At 51.3% G+C, this 15,773-nt stretch carries 8 protein-coding genes; 4 read left to right on the forward strand and 4 right to left on the reverse strand.

The features are described from left to right. The 4 genes from LLG96_12755 to LLG96_12770 form a co-directional block, all read left to right on the forward strand. Window positions 1–365, forward strand: a 365-nt coding sequence (locus tag LLG96_12755) for a hypothetical protein (protein MCE5251079.1), incomplete at its 5' end; no start/stop codon positions are given. A gap of 299 nt (window positions 366–664) precedes the next feature. Continuing rightward, a complete protein-coding gene (locus tag LLG96_12760; GenBank protein ID MCE5251080.1) occupies window positions 665–3,202 on the forward strand; it encodes a hypothetical protein in 2,538 nt (845 codons plus the stop codon). Window positions 3,203–3,615: 413 nt separating this feature from the next. Then, window positions 3,616–6,432 carry a hypothetical protein gene (locus LLG96_12765; GenBank protein MCE5251081.1) on the forward strand — a complete coding sequence of 939 codons (2,817 nt, stop codon included), beginning with the start codon at window positions 3,616–3,618 and terminating at the stop codon, window positions 6,430–6,432. A 279-nt stretch (window positions 6,433–6,711) separates the two neighbouring features. Next, window positions 6,712–8,001, forward strand: coding sequence for an alpha/beta hydrolase family protein (locus LLG96_12770; protein MCE5251082.1), 1,290 nt, complete (start codon window positions 6,712–6,714; stop codon window positions 7,999–8,001). Window positions 8,002–8,105: 104 nt separating this feature from the next. On the opposite strand, the gene LLG96_12775 is transcribed toward LLG96_12770, so the two are convergent. The 4 genes from LLG96_12775 to LLG96_12790 all read right to left on the reverse strand — a co-directional run. Next, window positions 8,106–8,498: a hypothetical protein gene (locus tag LLG96_12775; protein ID MCE5251083.1), complete on the reverse strand. Its 393-nt coding sequence runs from the start codon at window positions 8,496–8,498 to the stop codon at window positions 8,106–8,108. After that, entirely contained in the window at window positions 8,479–8,967 is a 489-nt protein-coding gene (locus LLG96_12780; GenBank protein ID MCE5251084.1) for a helix-turn-helix transcriptional regulator, read from the reverse strand. Before LLG96_12780 ends, LLG96_12775 begins: the two co-directional genes overlap by 20 nt. A 644-nt stretch (window positions 8,968–9,611) precedes the next feature. Next, window positions 9,612–13,088, reverse strand: a complete 3,477-nt coding sequence (locus LLG96_12785; protein MCE5251085.1) for a UvrD-helicase domain-containing protein — start codon at window positions 13,086–13,088, stop codon at window positions 9,612–9,614. Then, window positions 13,075–15,773: PD-(D/E)XK nuclease family protein (locus LLG96_12790; GenBank protein MCE5251086.1), on the reverse strand; the 2,699-nt coding region annotated here is incomplete at its 5' end. The genes LLG96_12790 and LLG96_12785, both read right to left, overlap by 14 nt.

Consider the following 15,773-nt stretch of genomic DNA (forward strand, 5'->3'; position numbering starts at 1 on the left):
CGCGGAATCAGACTTACAAACCCAGGCTCTCCGCCAGCGTTGATTTTTTCGACTTCTATGGTGAAAAGATTCTGTACGGAGGACAGCGGGGAGCTATCCTCATCGAAATCAAGAACACGGGTGAGGGCGACGCCGAGAATATCACACCGGTTATCACACCGCTGACTCCGCTCAACGGAATTACGTTCGAAAATCCTGCAGTGATCGCCAAACTCAAGGCAGGTGGAAGCATGAATGTACGAATCCCGCTTGTTGCTCCGCGCGAGCTGTCGAACGGGGAAATCCGCTTTAAAATAGATATCAGGGAGATTTGGGGGTATGATGTGAAATCTCCTCTCGAAATTGCCATTAAAACCAAACCCTGATTCTGCCGCATTTTACGAAAAACCTCCTTTAAACAGCTTGCGCAGGGATATAAGCTGTCAGGGGTCGGCACGAATTCCCGATTAATTTTTGGGGTCAGGCGCTTGAAAAGATACTTTTTACCTTCCCCTTGAATTATTACGCTTGAATTTCCTGTTACCACCGTGATATACTATAGTACTTTTCAGTACTTTCTCGAGTGCTCATCAATTTCACCGTGATGTCTGCCGGTATACATCATTATCGTTATGAAGTACAATGACAGTTTCAATACATTTCAGCGTTTTTACAGGAGAAGCCGATGACAAGCATTCTTTTGACAGTTTTTCTTATCGCAGGGGCGTGTTCGCTCGCCTACCAGATTATCTGGATCCGGATGTTCGGACTTGTATTCGGCGGAACCGTTGTCTCGATGTCGGTCGTCGTCGGAGTTTTCATGGGCGGCCTGGCGCTTGGAAGTCATGTATTCGGGAAAATCGCTGTCAGGGTCGCGAACCGTGTCAGAATGTTCGGCTTTCTCGAACTGGGGCTTGGAACCTCGGCTATTCTCGTCTATTTCGCCATAGCCCATATCGCTCCGGTTATCTACTCACTCCCGTTTGCCAACGATATTCACAGTTTCATCGGCATATTGACCCGTATCCTGATATCATCCATACTGTTGATCGTGCCGACCATGATCATGGGGGGAACACTCCCCGTCCTCGTTCGCGCCATTACCGAGGACAGACAGCTCATCATGGGCAATACCGGCATTCTCTACGCGTTCAATACGCTCGGAGCCATGCTCGGCGCCTTTATGGTAGGATTCCTGATGATTCCGAATTTCGGCATCCTGAGATCGAATCTTATTGCGGCATCGATAGAAATCCTCATGGGTGTTATCGCCCTGGCAATCAGCAAACACTTCCAATCGACACCGGATACCATTCCGGACATAAAAACGACCGGTGAACATGTTGCGGCCGACAAGGGTCTCAGGTTTGTTATCGCTCTCGGCATAACAGGATTTGTCGGGCTGACACTCGAAATGGTGTGGATGCGTATCATCCTGCTCGTGGTAAACAATACCATTTATGTCTACACGATTGTAATCACCTCGTTCCTCTTATATCTGGGTATCGGCGGTCTTATCCTCAAGTATTTGATTCCCCAGAAGATACGCACCGAAAGAACGTTCGCGGTCATGCTCTCGCTCATGAGCATATTCATAGCTGCGGGATTCGTGCTTTTTCCGGTCGCCCGTTATTTATTCTACATCTATCCAGCCGTATACAAGACCTTCGTGCGCCTTTCCTGGACAACGGCCGGTTTCTTCTTTATTCTCGCCGGTATACCCGTCATCCTCATGGGTATGTCCTTTCCCATCGGCATGGGTCTGTATGCTCATGAAGTTAAAGGCCTGTCGAGCAGGCTCGGTTTCATATACGCCGTAAACACAGTCGGATCGCTGGCCGGCTCTCTTCTTGCGGTGTTTCTGCTGGTTCCGGCTATCGGTATGCGCGGCTCAACGCTCCTGTGTTCACTCATGGTCATGGCGTCGGCATTCTACTTTTTTGCCAAAAGCGAGGGATGGTTTTATAAAGTACCCGTGCTCGCCGGCTCGGGTATCGTGCTGTTCATCATGTTTGCGATATCGCTCGCGTTCAATTTTCCGGAGATGATTTTACGATACAAGCTCTCTTCGGAAGAAAACATAGAATATCTCAAGGAAGGCCCGTCTTCAACCATCTGGATTACCGGCGGCGAACGCGCTATCCGTAAAATATGGATGGATAACCTCTGGATTTCGAGTACTTCGACCGAAGGTTCTCACGCCCTTTCGGCTCACTACCCGATCATTTTTCATCCGAATCCCAAAAAGGTCGCCGGTATCGCTTTCGGCACTGGCCAGACATTCGGTACCTGTCTTCTCCATCCGATCGACAGCATGGTCAGTGTGGAAATCGACCCCGAGGTAATTATTGCGTGCAGGGGCCGTTTCGATAAGGAAAACTTCAATATTCTCAATAATCCCCGGAACAGGATCGTGATTGACGACGGCAGATTCTTCCTGCAGGGAACAAGCGAAAAGTTCGATGTCATTACCGCGGAGCCTCTCCAGCCATTCACCCGAGGGACAGTCAATCTTTACACGCTCGAATTTTACGAAGCGTGTAAACGGTGTCTCAATCCCGGAGGAATCGTTGCGCAATGGATTCCGACTTACAACAGCGGTGTCTCCGACACATGGAGCATGATCAGGACAATGGCGGTTGTCTACGATTATTGCGCGTTGTTTCTCAACCGTGATGATGCTTTCGTGCTCGGTTCTGACCGTCCCATACGGGTGGATCCGACGAAGCAGCTGCCCCCGGAAGTTATCAAGGATATGACGAGGGTTGAAAACGGCTCGATATACGCCATCGCCGGCAATTATATCTGCTCCCGTGAAAAATTGCTCAAGGCGAGCGAGAAATACCCGATCATTACGGACGATAAGCCGACACTCGAATTTACCGCGCCGATTACTCACTGGGCGGAAGACCTTTCCGGTCCGGTCGAAATCAGGCGGCAATTTCTCGCGCTTCTCGACCCCATTGAAGATGTGTTCGTCGGCGATGTAGATTACGAAACCGCCCGGAAATTCCGCGAGAGCAGAACGAAACAGAGCCAGGGTATTATCGCCGAATATGAGGGCAATTTCGATCTGGCAAAACAACTCTATGAAGAGGCATTCAGATTGAATCCCAAAGATATCAAGGTGATCAGGTCTCTCTTTATCTTTCTCGGTCAGCACAACCGCCTCGACGAACTGCCGAGCGAATTGAAAATCATTCAGAAACGGACATCGCCCTGATTGGCTATGCCACAGATTCATTAGAAAACATGATATTTATCTGACCCGATCTGTTTATAAAATTCAATCCGGTTATCCAGTTAAGTCAGCTTATATCATTAATCCCCCTCGGCTTCGCCGTATCCCCCTTATAAAACAAAGGGGGATGAAAGCGCCCCCAAAGCCGCTCCTCCCTTAACAATGGGGGATGCCGCAGTCAGGGGGGATCACATACTATCGGAAAAAACATTTGTTATATTCATATTTTCAGATGTTACCGGATAATAGTTGCTAATAATATTATAAATAATTGCTTATATCTTTTTGTGTCTTTGTGTCTTTGTGGTAAAATATTTTAATGAATAATCCAGGCCATAAACTTCTCAGTCTTTTTAAACCATACCGCAGGTGAAATTCTAAATGTGAGGTTCATCATGAAAATATCCCGACTGGTGCTGTCCGGTATGCTTGTCCTGGCTGCCTTGACGTCATGCAGCCGTTCCGGCGTGATTGTGATCGAAAATGATGCCTTCAAATATGTCATCGGACGTGACGGAAAGAATATCGGATTCACCGCGAAAGATACCGGCGCCGACTGGTGCAGTCATGACACGGAATCGTACTGCGCCACTGTAAAGCGGGGAGACCGGGAATATCCCGTCTCATCGGTCTCGCTACGCGGAGACCGTATTACCCTGAAGTTCGCCGAGCCCGGGGTGACCGCCGTTGTAAAAACCTCAACCATGAGCGACCATATCGTATTCGAGGTCGAATCGGTCGAGGGCGATGCGGAATCACTCGTATTCATCAACATTCCCCTGACTCTCAAGGGCATGCCCGGGGAACCCTTCGCCGCCTGCGCGTATTCGCTGAACCTGAAAACCAACGTCATGCAGCTTCCGGCTCTCCAGTCTCATCTCTGGGCCGCATGCTACAGCCGTTTTGGTATGAACGGCGCCAAAGCAGCGCTCATCGGCGTCCCGGGCGACAGGATTCTGACTGTCATCCGGGGCATTCTGACGAGCCAGACCGAGCTTCCCTATACGAAGCTCGCCGGGGCATGGGCACAGGAAGTTCCGTTCAACCACGGCTCCTACCTGTTCAATTTCGGGAGCCTGACCGAAAAAAATGTGGATGAGTGGATCGACATGGTTCACAGCCTCGGTTTCAACCAGATCGACAACCACGGCGGGGGATCGGGATTTTTCCGGTTCGGCGATTTTCACCTCAATGAGGAAAAATTCCCGGGCGGATGGGACAGTTACAAGCGAATCGTCGCCCGGCTCCACGAAGCGGGAATCGGGTCGATTTTTCATACATATGCCTTCTTCATCGATAAACAGTCAAAGTATGTTACACCGGTTCCTCACCCCCATCTCGCCGCGTTCCGGTCGTTCACCCTCGCCGCGCCGGTATCTTCCGATGCAAAGGAGATAACAGTCGATGAATCGACTGCGGATGTATCTACCATCACGGGATTTTTCGAGCGTAACAGCGTGACTCTCCATATCGGCGACGAACTCGTAACGTTCACCGGTGTCTCAAAGGAGGCGCCATACACGTTCACCGGCTGCACACGCGGGGCATACGGCACCACCCCGTCATCGCATCCGAAGGGAGCACAGGCCCGTCACCTCAAGGAATGTTTCGGGCTTTTAGTGCCCGAGCCCGAATCAGACCTGTTCAACGAAATAGCGGCCCGTCACGCCGAGATCATCGATTACTGCGGCTTCGACGGCTTCTATCTGGATGCCATAGACGGCAGCGATATCCTCGGCGGTGGCGATTACGCCTGGTACTACGGCCAGGAGTTCGTGTTCGAGATTTACAAAAATCTCAAAAAACCGGTGAGCATGGAAATGAGCTCCATGTGGCACCACATGTGGAATTTCCGTTCGAGGTGGCAGGCATGGGACTATCCGAACAGGGGACAAAAGCGGTTTATCGACATCCACGCCAAGACCGTCGACTGCGGACTGCTGCTGCCTCTCCACTTTGGGTGGTGGAATTTCCAGGTCTGGTCGCCCCCGCAGATAGAGCCATCCTTCCCCGATGTGATAGAGTATGTTGGCTGCAAGCTGATCGGGTATAACGCCGGCCTGTCCCTCACCGGCGCGGTAAGTCAGGAGAATCTCCGCACCATCCCGGCATACCGGAGGCTCGTCGATCTCCTCAAGACATACGAAGACCTCCGCCACGACAATTATTTCGACGAGTCCGTGAAAGCCCGTCTCCGCGAACCCGGAAAGGAGTTTACCCTTTTCAAAGATTCCTCCGGGGCATGGCGGTTCCGCCCGGCATCGTATGAAAGACACCGCATCGAAAATCTTGACCACCCGAGCAGAACATGGGAAACGGAGAACTCGTTCGGCAGCCAGCCAGTGAAACTCCGCATCGAAGCGCTTATGTCCGCAGGCTCCTGCGATGCGCCCGGCGCAATAACGCTTGCCGATTTCCCGGGTGATACAAACTCGATGGCCACAACAAGCGCGGAGAATGTCACATTCACTGTCCAGCCATCCACCGAACAGTCGAAAGCCGGTTTATCGGGAGCACGCCTCACTGCATCGTCATCGGGCAAAACACCCCAGAACGCAGCATGGGCAAGAATCGAGAAAAAATTCGACCCGTGGCTCGATCTCGACAAAAATCAGGCCATAGGGGTATGGATTTATGGCGACGGCCAGGGAGAGCTGATCAATTTCAGGCTCGAAAGCCCGAAACACATATCGTACGGCGCTGTGGCAGACCACTATGTCACTGTCGATTTTACAGGTTGGCGTTATGTCGAGCTTATCGAGACAGAGTCCGAGCGGTGGAACGATTATGTCTGGCAGGACGGGAAATGGCTTTACAACGTGTACCGTGAGCTCATCAGTTTCAAAACCGTGGAATCGCTCAGCATCTGGTACAACAACATTCCTCCCGGGAAGGAAGTCTCCTGCTCCATCAGCACGGTTAAAGCCGTTCCGATGGTACCGGCAACCCTCAGGAATCCGTCGGTGACAGTCGGCGGCAAAACCATCGTCTTCCCCGTGGCGATGAAGTCCGGTAGCTATATCGAGTTTTATTCCCCGTCGGACTGCACGCTTTATGGCCCGAAAGGAGAGATTCTCTCGAAGGTAAAACCGCAGGGGGATGTTCCGGTTTTTGAAAACGGTAAAAACACCATGACCTTCAGCTGCGTAAAACCGGATGGACTTTCGGCCCGGGCTCAGGTGACCGTGATCAGCTACGGTGAGCCGTTATAAAGATGGAAATGTAACTCGGTCTGTTCACCATATTCAACCGAACACGGATTTACATGGATTGGGCGAAGTTAAGTGGATTTGAATTTTTTTAATAAAAAATGTTTCTACACGTAAAAGTGTCATTCCCGTGAAAACGGGAATCCATCATCTGATGCTCATGAGAGAGCGATGTTAATACTGGATTCCCAATTCACTTCGTTCTTGGGAATGACAATACTATCCAATAAATTCAGATTTCCATTCATGGTTTGTACCATACCATCTACGAAAGGATCGACCATGGCGAGTAAGCGAATGGTGTCCAGAAGACAGTTTGTCCACATCGGCGCTGCAGTAATGGGAGGTTTGCCTGTTGCCGGTCATGTGTCCGAAAGTTTTTCAAACCAGAACACCTCAACCGATTCGGGAGCCGGGATGCTTCAAAAAAATGAACTCAGCGTTATCGGGCTTTATGGCCCATGGGCAGCTTCGCTGACCGAAGGAAAACTTCCCGCCTTTTCATTGCGGAGCGGAAAGTGGACCGAAATCGAAGTATGGCGGAAAGCGGCGCGTCAGTGTCTCGAAGGGCGGCTTGCCATTCCCGATATCGGAGGATTACCCAAGGTCACAGTTCGCAACAAATACTCCTTTGACGGTCTATATGTGGAAGAACTTTCGTGGCAGCTGCCTTACGGCCGCCCGACGGAAGCCATCGTGCTCAAACCGATGAATGCCAAAGGACGATTACCGGGAATCCTGGCTTTTCATGACCACGGCGGGAAAAAATACTTCGGCACACGTAAAATCATACGGACAACAGAGAAGCTGCATCCCCTGATCGAGGAACATCAGCACGAATATTACGGCGATCGGGCATGGGCCAATGAAATTGCACGGCGCGGTTATGTTGTGCTGGTATCCGATGCCTTTCCCTTCGGGAGCCGTCGTGTGATGCCGGGGGATGTGCCTGAGCCGGTGCGTCAGGGACTGACCGACGATAATCCCGAAAATCCGGACAACATCACGGCATACAACCAATGGTCTTCCGATCACGAATCGGTAATGGCTAAATCGCTGTTTTGCGCGGGAACGACATGGCCGGGAGTATTCTTTGCCGAAGACAGGAAGGCGCTCGATATTCTATGCGCCCGTGACGATGTCGATGCGGACCGAATCGGGTGCGGGGGGCTTTCGGGAGGAGGGATGCGGACGGTATTCATGGGCGGCCTGGATTCAAGGATCAAGTGCGCCGTGTGTGTGGGATTCATGACGACATGGAAGGATTTTCTTCTCAACAAATCGTTCACCCATACATGGATGACCTATGTGCCGATACTGCCGCATGAGCTCGATTTCCCCGAGATTCTGGGGCTTCGCGTGCCATCCCCTACCCTGGTGCTCAATGACAGCGACGACTTCCTGTACACGCTTCCGGAGATGAAACGGGCGGATTCAATCCTCAGGGAGGTCTACACCAGAGCCGGTGCGGACGACCGGTACCACTGTTCGTATTATCCGGGAGAACACAAATTCGATGTCCCGATGCAGGAGGAAGCTTTCAACTGGTTTGACCGGTGGCTGAAGGCCTGAGTTGACAGAGTATTGAAATGAAATGGTTATCCGGACCCGGTATTTTAAAGGCCTGCCGGATTCCGCGAATGCACCACGCTTATCCATGGATTGCAGTAACGCGGTTATTTCTGTTTTTTAGGATGTTGTTCGACAAAAAAAGGTAAGTAAATCTGTTCTGTTCCTAATAATATTGAAAGTTTATACTCACCGGGGCATTTAAATATAAATTGTACTATCCCTGCTGTAAGATTTGCTCCCTTATATTGTTTGTTAATAATCTGCGGTGGTACTTCAAGAGCAACTTCTCCTTCCGGATCAATGATTCGATAGTGAATTTTGCCTTCTTTTATTTCTCCGGTAATCTTTACAAAAAAAGATAACATTGGATGAATATAGGGAAATTCACTATGAACAATTATTCTATCATCTCCATACATTCCGATGATAAACAGTTTGTCATTTTTTTCAATACGGATGTCATCACAGAGTATGAATTTATTTATCTCGATAGCCATTAAGGAGTTCCTCCATCGGAACATTCAGTGCTTTTGCAATCGCGGAAAGATTTTTTGAAGATATATTAGGTCTCTTTATGTTTTCCCATCTACTAATATGGGATTGAGAATCACCGATTATTTTTGCGAGCTCATATTGTGTCAATCCTGCTTTCATCCTATAATATTTTATGGCGCTTATTGTACCTTTATGGTATTGACTATCAATGTCTTGAATAAGTTCTTTATTAAAATCATCGAAATACTGCTTGAATTCAGGATCAGAGAATAAAACATTATCAAGTTCCTGTCCCATCAGTGATTGTGGAATAATATAGTTAACCGATATTGTTGGAAAATCGGATGTTGCTGTTGTAGCATTGATAATTGTCGTTGCTTTTACCCCATATGATGGAGTTGCGATGATAGAAATTGCTGCTACGGCCCCAGTTGCATAATTTACATAAATATTTGACGGGATATTTTTCATGGCGATCTCCAGATAGGCATCTCACCTGATAAATATATTTTCTGTAAGCTGTAGATATACTCTATGTACCTTTTCAATACTATATCTTTCCATCCTGGGTCGCTGTTCCAAAAATAGTATGCAAGATACAAATAGACATTGTCCCCTAATTCAGTGTCAAAAAAGTAAATAATCCTGAAATGAGTTGATATATCCGAATCTTCCCACGGAATAAGCTTGCCTCGCATGATTTTATGTCTGATTAATTTATATTCTCTGTGATAACGTTCTAACAGGACAAACATTAATATTAGTGATTGTTTTGCCGGTTGGATCGAGTTCCAACCATTTTATAAGAGAGTATAATCTGGTGGCAGTTTTTTTGTCTTTTTGAGATAATTTTATAATCAAATCACCAACGGATGGATGACCAAGTAATTTAATTCCATTCATAAAATATACCATTATTGGTATGTTGTCAATATATTTTTAAAATTTTCAAGATTTTAAATCAATATTTCATAAATCGCTTGAATTATATGCAAAAATTTCGAGAGAATATTTTTTGTAACAAAAAACAATAGTAAGCGACTAATATAAATATTTTTTCTATACAAAATATACTGATATTTAAATCCAACGAGTCAAAAATTAAACGCCTTCGGCTATCGATCACTGCACAGAGAGCTAAATGGGCACATTGCGCAGCTTTCCGATGGTCTTGGGGTATCATTGCCGGCAGTTATGGACGCGATCGTTTCCGTGAGAACATCGGAAATCTCGCCGAGCATGGCCTCATCACAGGGAATTTCACGGGCGACGCCGTGAGAGAGGAAATAGAGCACAAGCCGGTCGGGGATGACATATTCCGCCCGGCGGAGCGCAAGCGCATATATCCCAAGCTGGAGACGGTATCGTTCTAATGCGACCCTGTCACCGTCGTCCGGCAGTTTTCTGTTGGTCTTGTAATCGACAATCCGCCATGTGTCACCCGACCTGAAGAGAATATCGATCGTCCCGCGCACGAGAACATCGTCATGGACAAAGACGAATGGCTCCTCACGTCTTACTACAGCAGATGACCGAATCCGGCCATAGAGCTCCGTTCCGGCAAAAACCCGCAGACTCTCCCTGAGCTTCTCCCGTAAGACTTCCGTCTCATCCTTCCCGAACATGTCCACCCGAAGAAGGGACTGCTCCTCATCGTTGAAATCCCAGCCTTCGAGGACTTCGTGGGCGAGTTGCCCATACCGCATACCGAAATTCTCGCTCTCGCCGTCCCCGAACCGTTCACCGAAATCCCGTGAAATCCCCGGATCTGCGCCGTACATGCGCCCGTAAAGCCTGAAAAAATACCGCGCGCGGCATTCACGGTAATCGGTTATCTGTGTCGGGCTTATGGTTTCCGGTTTCCTCGATACGGCGATTTCGGGTATGGGCGCGAGCAGTTCGCCGACCTTCCGGTCGATTTCCTGCGGGATTGCACCATCAGCGCTGCCCGATACCGATATATCATCGTGCAGTAAATCCCCCATGATCCGGTCATCCCGGTCTATGCCACCATTCCCGCTCCCGCCGGGATTCCGCAAGTATGAGAACATCTCCCGGGGCGTATCCTGCGACCATTCGCCGTCAGGTGAAATGGAGAGCGCCGTATGGAGCCAGCCCATCCAGTTGTCCTTTTCGAATATGTCGTCCGGTGTTTTCGAAGGCTTCCCGCCCGAGAGAATAAGATGATCGCAGGCGCGTGTACACCCCACGTAAAAGAGGCGTTTGCTCTCGGCGATGTCTTTTGCCTTCTCTTCCGCAAGCGAGATGTTTTTGACGAATGTCCTGATGCTTTTCCCGCAGGCGCTCCGCATATCGAAACCGGGGCCGAGCGAATCATGAACGAGGAACGGGGGTGAAGCATTACTGGGCCTGCTCGATATATCGGCGAGGAAAACAACGTTCCACTCCATCCCTTTGGCCTTGTGTATCGAGATAATGGTGAGAGCGTCACGGTCGGTTTCGATCGACACATGGCTTTCGGTCATCATCTCACCGTTCAGGAGGAGATTCGAGAATTCCCGGAGGGTTCCTCCCCTGGCTTCGAACGTGTCCGCCGCCGAAAGGATATGATCGAGTATGGCCAGGGAATATTCTCCCCTCAGAGGGTCGGCAAGAAGGGTCAGGGTGTATCCGGTCTCGTCGAACGCCTTTTCGAGGATTTCACGGATAGTGACCCGGTCGCGGACGGCAAGGAGACCGGCGAGAACATCACGGATAACACCGGCAGAGGAGCCGCTGCCATCTTTATTTCCCCGCGTCATGAAAAACAAGGGCATCGGTGTTTCCTTTCCCGCTTCCCGCCGTAAATCGTAGAGAAAGTCACCGGAAACGCTGAAAAACGGCGACAGGAGCAGCCCGGTAAAGTGAACGGGATCCCCGGGATCGCAGAGCCACGCAAGGAGATTGGCGATATCGTATGCCTCGGGGGCGGTAAACGGATTCCCCCGGGTAAGATTCACATGCGATATGCCATGAGCGAGGAAAGCCTCCTCATAGAAAGACGACTGCGTGCCCTTCCTGAGAAGAACCGCCATCTGCCCGTACGAATATCCGTACTTCTCCTTTAATTCAGCGGCGCGGCGGGCGATGAAACCGGCTTCCGCCGTTCTGCGGGCATCGGCGTTTTCCGCATCGAAGACTGCCATTTCCACCTCCGCCGAACCGTTAGAGTTCCTGCGATAGGACTTCATTTCACGGTATACGGCTTCATACGTGCGCTCGGGATCGTCAACACCCATGATGCGACCGAACACATGGTTGACAAAGTTCACAACCGCGGGAGAGCTCCGGTAATTGAGCTTCAGAGATTTGAAATCGACATTGGGCCTCGCGACGAATTCGTTGAATATGGTTACATCGGCTCCCCTGAACCGGTAAATCGACTGCTTGGGATCGCCGACCGTAAAGAGTGTCGCGGCGGCATTGCCGGAGATCATCCTGATAATGTCCATCTGGATTCCGTCGGTGTCCTGAAACTCGTCGACAAGGATGTGACGGTATATTCGCGACAGCGTTCGGGAAACGGTTACGTTATTCCTGAGCAGGCGCCATGTCTCGATGAGGGTATCGTCGTGATCGAGGAACGATCTGCTTTTCTTACGATCCAGGAAATACCGTTCGAGAAGCGTGTATTCATCGAGAAGCGCGGATACAACGAGCGAAGTGCTCCCTTTCTCGTAGTCGTAAAAAGAGATCATCCATTCGAGAAAACCGATGCATTCCTTCATTCCATCGCGGACTGCTTTCGGGGAAATGCCATGCTCGCCCCATTTCCGGGCGGAACCCCTGTTCCCGATGGGCATGACCGTTTCGATCAGCCTCCGTATGGCATCCGGGTCGACGGTATCCTGTTCCATCATTGCGCAGATTGACTCAAGACCGGTGAAAAGATCATCGAGCACAGGAGACAGACTGTCGCCGCCGGGACGGAGCACATGAAAATCATGGAGTGTCCTGTTGTAACGCTGCAGCAGACCGGAAATGTGATTCCGGTACATGGATTCAAGCGCTCCCGGATCATGATCATCGCCGCCATCAAGGTACTTGATGATGCGGGCGCGGTCACCGAGAAGAATCCTGAGAAGCCGCTTGTAGCCGCGTACGCCGAATGTGCGGATAAGAAGGTCGAGACGCTCCGGTTCGGCTTCGAGGCGTTCTTTGAAGAAACTGTTTATGACCTGTCCGGACATTTCGGCCAGCGATGTTTCGTCGATAACCGTAAAAAGCGGATCGATCCCCGCATCGATAGGGTAATTCCGCAGTATGGAGTTACAGAACGAATGAATGGTGGATATCGGCGCGGTATGGACACGGGCGGCAATATCGAGCCAGAAGGCGCTGTCGTTCGCTCCCTCAAGGGCAAGCTCGCGGGCCTTTTGTGCGATGCGGGCTTTCATCTGGTCCGCGGCTTTATTGGTAAAGGTGATTGCGACTATGGAAGACATGGGAACGTGCATGGTTTTAAGGAGATAGAGATACCTCCCCACGAGAAGCCTCGTTTTGCCCGACCCGGCTCCGGCGGAAACGGCAACCTCTCCGCCGTCCGTGGTTGCGGCAAGCTTCTGTTCCGTGTCGAGATCACGAATCGGCATCGGTCGTTTTCTCCTTTATCATGCGCGCGGCGGTACAGAGCGCCCTGAACCCGCAGTAATCCTCACATGTGCCGGACCCCGCCGCAAAGCGCCCGGACCGGATGGCGGAAGCGGCTCTGCAGGCGCTCTCGACCGCGGTCCGTATATAGGGCATCCAGGTTTCGCCCCTCAACGGCTCCCCGTTTTCCCTGTACTCCTTTATCTCCATCTCCCTGAGCGTGTAAAACACTCCATCGAACGGGATACTTCCGGGAACGATGAGTTCCACAGCCGCTTTGAGGTACAGCGGTATCTGGAGGGAGGTTCCATCGGCCAGCTTGCCGAGAGAGGCATTTCCGGTTCCTGTTTTATAGTCGATGACCCTGACCATACGGCTCTCCGCGGCGGATTCACAGTCGATACGGTCGATCCGGCCCCCGATGAGAATACGTTCCCCGCCGGACTCCAGAGCAAGCGGCGGGTAATCCGTGGATGATCTGCGGTCGGGACGGCCGAACACTGTCTCAAAGTATGAGGGCTCGAATTTGGAAGTTTCAAAGTATTCCGCCTCTTTTTCAAGAAACATGTTCATCCATGCCAGAATATTTTTCCGCCAGGCAATAAAAACGACGGGATGGAGCCTGCCCCGAAAGACCGGATCGGATGCGGTCACGCGCTCGACGACCTCCTTCATGAGCGTCCTGCACTCTCCGATCTCTCCGCGCGTGAACGATGTTCTCCCCGTTTTTTCGCGCCGCCGGGTGTAAAACTCGGTGAGTATTCCATGGATAAGAGTGCCGGTATCGGCGGGAGCAACCTCATCCTCCTCATACAGCTCGATCTCCAGACCAAGTATCCGCGACAGGAAAAATCCGACGGGACACGACAGATAGTCTTCGAGCGCTGTTACCGAAAAAACCCGTTCATTCCCCCATTCACGGTATACATTATCGAGAGTCCCGTTCTCCCTGAGAATCAGATCCCGGCCCGCCGCTCTATCGACGGAATCCCTCACAGCCGTACGGAGCCGAGTTCCGAGAATTTCATCCTGTTTCATGATACTGTCGAGAAACCGGGCAGTCGTACGGGTATCTTTTTTTATGGCGCGAACGATGTTTTCCGCCCGTCCCCTGAGGTTTACGGCGCCATCCTGCCATGCGGCCCCCGGGACGGTGTGGTGAAATTCCGGCGGGCTCCATGCGGAAATCCCGTCACGGATATCCTCCAGATAGATCGACATCGATGCATCGTTTCCCTCATCGTCGATTCCGGGAAACGTGAAATAGAGGCGTTCCGCGCCTTTGCATGCCATGTAAAAAAGGATGCCCTCCTCGAGTTCGTGATGTTCACGGAGCAGCCGGGCGCGCTGTTCTCCATGAAGGGTGAATGTATCGTGCCTCACGGGGTAGGACGAATTGTCGAGACCCGCCATGAACACAACCCTGCGCCTGATGTGCCGCGCCGTATTTATTCCCGCCGCGAGAACGCCGCCTCCCGGGGACACGCAATCGGGGATTGTTACGGTTTCGAGGAACACGCGGAGGAGGTTATTGAATTCAACGGCCTTCATCATCTTCCGGAACGGCGCATAGAGTTTTTCGAATTCATCGAGAACACCCATCAACCGCTCATACACCATCAGGTCTGTCCACGACTGACTGTCCTGAAGGGAACGGCGCATATTTTCTCTGAATCTCATCTGTTCGAGCATCCGCCTGAGGCTGGAAACAAAACCTTCGGGCGTATCGGTTTCGGCGATCATGCAGCTCCAGCCGCGGTCATCAGCCGACTCGACAGGCGTAGACCGGGTGAAAACCATGTCGCCCGCATACGTCGACTGCCTTACCTGAGTGATGAGTGAATTATCGGCGCTGACAGAAGCATCGAGAGCATCGAGAACAAACCTGACAAGGGGATGGCTGGTCATAGGGCGCCTGATTATACCCTCTACCGGGATACCGTGCCGTTTCAGCGCAATATGAAGAAGACTGCCGAATCCCGGCTGAGCCCGTGAGACAATCAGAATATCTCCGGGCGTGCAGACACCTCCATGTATGAGGGAACGGACGGTACCGCATATCCAGTCGGCCTCGGCATCTTCACTGCGGAACGTATGGATCCGAACATCCCCGTCCGTTGCCGGCTCGGGATAATGCCCGTTCATGAATCCCGAGAGCACACAGTCGGGTTTCCCGGCCGGGCGGGATTCGACAGTGACGATCCGGGCGCCGAGGCGTTCATACTGTTCGAGGAGCCGTCCAGGCAGGGCAAACATCCCGGGACGAACGGGGTCATGCACGAGTGTGACGGCGCATCGTCCGAACTGCCCGAAAAGCCGTACGAAAAACTCGAGCTGACGCTCGGTGAGGTCATAAAAACCGTCCGCAACGAACGGACCGCTGAATCTCTCACAAAACCGCCCGATACTGTCATCCTCCAGAACGAGCGCAATCACACCCTCGTGATCGGTCAGTCCATAACGCCGGAGAAGAAGCTCATACGCTGCCGCAATCGACCTGAGATCGGGCGGCATTGCGGTCTCACCGCCGCCATCCGAAAGACTCCGCATGTCCTGGAGGTAAGTGCCGAGAAGGCTCATGAAACCGGGGTATCGCGAAACGGCATAATAGGAAGACCGTTCTCCGATGCGGCTTCGTACTATCTCATCGAGCAGGGCGCGCTTCACGTAATCCCTGATGAGTTCAC

Source organism: bacterium (assembly GCA_021372535.1).
Classification (GTDB): Bacteria; Latescibacterota; Latescibacteria; order Latescibacterales; family Latescibacteraceae; genus JAFGMP01.